Source organism: Variovorax sp. 20P10.2.4, from assembly GCF_058244205.1.
The window spans coordinates 1-3,538 of sequence record NZ_JBZAYE010000707.1 but is presented as its reverse complement, the minus strand read 5'-3'; the positions used below and the strand labels follow the sequence as shown (position 1 = coordinate 3,538).

At 70.0% G+C, this 3,538-nt stretch carries 3 protein-coding genes; 2 read left to right on the top strand and 1 reads right to left on the bottom strand.

All coding sequences use genetic code 11. From position 1 onward, the window contains the following. Positions 1–339 precede the first annotated feature (339 nt). Together AC27VN_RS36020 and AC27VN_RS36015 are read left to right on the top strand one after the other, a co-directional pair. A complete protein-coding gene (locus AC27VN_RS36020) occupies positions 340–1,293 on the top strand; it encodes a tripartite tricarboxylate transporter substrate binding protein (protein ID WP_371268847.1) in 954 nt (317 codons plus the stop codon). 41 nt (positions 1,294–1,334) lie between these two features. Beyond that, on the top strand, positions 1,335–2,195 hold the full coding sequence (locus AC27VN_RS36015) for an isocitrate lyase/PEP mutase family protein (protein ID WP_490879727.1): 861 nt from the start codon (positions 1,335–1,337) through the stop codon (positions 2,193–2,195). A gap of 8 nt (positions 2,196–2,203) precedes the next feature. Here AC27VN_RS36015 and AC27VN_RS36010 read toward each other — a convergent pair. Further along, on the bottom strand, positions 2,204–3,538 hold a 1,335-nt coding region (locus AC27VN_RS36010), incomplete at its 5' end, for a phospholipase D-like domain-containing protein (protein ID WP_490879726.1).

Here is a 3,538-nt window from a genome sequence, read left to right as displayed (position 1 = left end):
CGCCTGCCCGGCCACCTCCGGTATCAGCCGCGCCAGCACGCGGCCCAGGCGGTGGCGGGCCACGGCCACGATGTGCAGCGGCCGCGGCGTGGTGGGAGAAGGAGGGCTCGGGGCGGCGGGCAATGTATTCATTTCAATGGATTTCATTGTCTCATTCGTGAAATCAGATTGAAATCCAGAACCGGACGATCGCCCGCCGAGGCAGCGCGAATTCCTTTCGAATCAATGACTTGGCAACGAGGGGCGCGCTCCCCGGGCCGATGGCACAGCGCTTGCGCAAACCCCGGGTCCAAGCTGAAAAACCAGGAGACCTCCGTGCACTTCCATCGCCTTTCCACCATCGCCTGCACGACCGCCGCCGCGCTGGCCTGTGCCTTGCCGCTGGCCGCGCAGGCCCAGGCCTGGCCCGCCAAGTCCATCCGCTTCGTCGTGCCGTTCGCGGCGGGCGGCGCCAACGACCTGCTGGCGCGCTCGGCGGCCGAAGGGGCGGCCAAGGTGCTGGGCCAGCCGGTCATCATCGACAACCGTCCCGGCGCGGGCGGTTCGCTCGGCGCCGACCTGGTGGCGCGCAGCGCGCCCGACGGCTACACCTTCCTGATCAGCGCCGCGGGCGTGATCTCCAACAGCATGATCAAGAAGTCCCTGCCGTTCAAGGACGAGGACCTGGTGCCCGTGGTCATGATCGGCCTGGCGCCCTCGGTGATCGTGGTGCCCAAGTCGGCCCCGTACGACAACCTGCGCGACTTCGTCGAGGCCTCGAAGAAGGGCGCGGGCTTCAACTTCGCGACCGCGGGCACCGGCAGCACGCCGCACTTCGTGGCCGAGATGCTCAACGTGAAGTACGGTGCGAAGCTGCAGGCCGTGCCGTACAAGAGCGGCTCGGAGAGCACGACCGCCGTGCTGGGCGGGCAGGTCGAGGGCACCTCCGAGGCCAGCATCATCGCGTTGCCGCACATCCGGGGCGAGGGCAAGTTCAAGCCGCTGGCCACCACCTGGACCCAGCGCATCTCGGCCTACCCGCAACTGCCCACGGCCGTCGAGCAGGGCTTCCCCGAGCTGCAGATCGCGCACTGGGCCGGCCTGCATGCGCCGCGCGGCACGCCCAACGACATCCTGGACAAGCTCGCCGCCGCCGTCGACAAGGCCATGCGCGATCCCGCCACCGTGGCCAAGCTCCAGGGCCTGGGCATCGAGCCCGTAGGCGGCACGCGCCAGGAGTTCGTGAAGTTCACCGATGCCGAGCGCAAGCGCCTGGGCGAGATCGTCAAGGCGGCCCGGATGCAGGAGAAGTGAGCGCAGCGCGGGCTCTCCTTCCTTTTCTTTCCAGCCGATCCATGAATACCAAACAACAACTGCGCGCCCTGGCGCAGGCCCGCCGCGGCGTCATCGTTCCGGGCGTCTTCAACGCCCTGTCGGCCCGCATCGTCGAGGACCTGGGCTTCGAGGCGATCTACATCACCGGCGCCGGCGTCACCAACATGTGGTTCGGCCTGCCGGACCAGGGCTTCGTGGGCCTGGCCGAGATGGCCGACCACACGGCGCGCATCCGCGATGCGGTGCGCGTGCCGCTGATCGTCGATGCCGACACCGGCTTCGGCAACGCGCTCAACGTGCGCCATGCGGTGCGCACCCTCGAGCGCGCGGGCGCCGACTGCATCCAGCTCGAGGACCAGGTCGCGCCCAAGCGCTGCGGCCACTTCGAGGGCAAGGCCGTCATCTCGACGCAGGAGGCCGTGAGCAAGATCAAGGCGGCCGTCGATGCGCGGCAGGACCCCGACCTGCTGATCCTGGCGCGCACCGATGCCTGTGCCGTGCTGGGTTTCGAAGCCGCGATCGAGCGCGCGCAGAAGTTCGCCGAGGCCGGCGCCGACATCCTGTTCGTCGAGGCGGTCACCAGCGCCGAGCAGATCCGTGCCTTGCCGCAGCGTCTCGACCGGCCGCAGCTCATGAACATGGTGATCGGCGGCAAGACGCCCGTCTTCGGCGCCGAGGACCTCGGCGGCATGGGCTATGGCCTCGTGCTGTACGCGAACGCCGCGCTGCAGGGCGCCGTGGTCGGCATGCAGAAGGCGCTCACGGTGCTGCGCGATGCGAGGCGGCTCGAGGAAGATCCCGCGCTGGTCGCACCGTTCGCCGAGCGCCAGCGGCTGGTGGGCAAGCCCGCGTGGGATGCGCTCGAGCGCCGCTACACATAACGCGGCCCCTACAGCATCGACTCGGGAATCACCAGCGACTGCCACTGCAGCTTGAGCCGCATCCAGGCATCGGCACCGGGTTCGCTGTCCGTCACCCGCACCGGCGCGGGCCCGTCGATGCGCCACCATTCGAGCGCGTCGTCGCCGTCGCGCGCGAGCCGCAGCTGGTACGCCGAGTGCGTCATCAGCTGCTCGAAGAAGCCGTGCGCCTCCTCGGCCAGCGCGGGACAGTCGATCAGCAGCCCAAACTCGGTGTTCAGCGCATCGGAGCGCGGGTCCATGTTGACCGAGCCCAGGAACAGCCGCCGGCGGTCGACGATCATGGCCTTGGTGTGCAGCCGGACCTGCGCGCCTTCGCCGATGCGGCCCACGAACAGGGCGCGGCCGGCGTTCGGATGGATCTCGTGGATCTGCATCCCGTTGCGCAGCAGCGCGGCGCGGTAACGGCGGTAGCCGGTGTGGACCACCGGCTCGTCGGTGGCGGCCAGCGAGTTCGTGATCAGGGTCTGGCGGATGCCGCGCGCCGCGTTGCGGCGCATGCCCTCGAGCGCCGCCGCGCCCGGCACGAAGTAGGGCGACGCGGTGAGGATCTCGCTGCGTGCCTGCTGCGCGGCCTCGCCGAGCAGGCGGCGGCTGGTGTCGATCAGCGCGCCGCTCGCGAGCCGCCGCGTTTCCGAGCGGCCCCAGGCCTTGGCGGGCGCATCGGCAAAGGCCTGCGCGGTGCCGAACGCGAGCCGCACGCGGCCCGCCTGCAGCTCGTCGCCGAGCGTCACGCGCCCCAGCGGGTCGACCGTGCGAAACGGCACCGGCTCGGGCGTGTCGGGGCCGTCCACGCGTTGGTCGAAGGCGCTTCGCAGTTGTTCCGGCGCATCGACCGGCCGCAGCACCGAGGCCGCGGTGCGCACCTGCGGCGCGTTCCAGTATTCGTCGAACAGGCTCGCCATCTGCGGCACTGCGGCGCCCGCGACCAGCACGTCGTAATCGAAGAAGTTCGAGTCGGCATCGCGCATGAAATACACGTCGCCGAGGTTGCGCCCGCCGGCCACGGCCAGCACGCCATCGGCCACGAACAGCTTGTTGTGCATGCGCCGGTTCACGCGATCGAAGTCGAACAGCGCCATCCCGAAGCGGGTCGCGAGGCCGCCGCGCGTGGGGAAGGGATTGAAGATGCGCACCTCGGCATTCGGGTACGCACCCAGCCCGTCGAGCAGCGCCGCGATGTCCTCGGTGTAGAGATCGTCGACCAGCAGCCGCACCCGCACGCCGCGCCGGGCCGCGTCGCGCAGTTCGCGCAGCACCAGCCGGCCGGTGGCGTCGTCGTGCAGGTGGTAGTACTGCAGGTC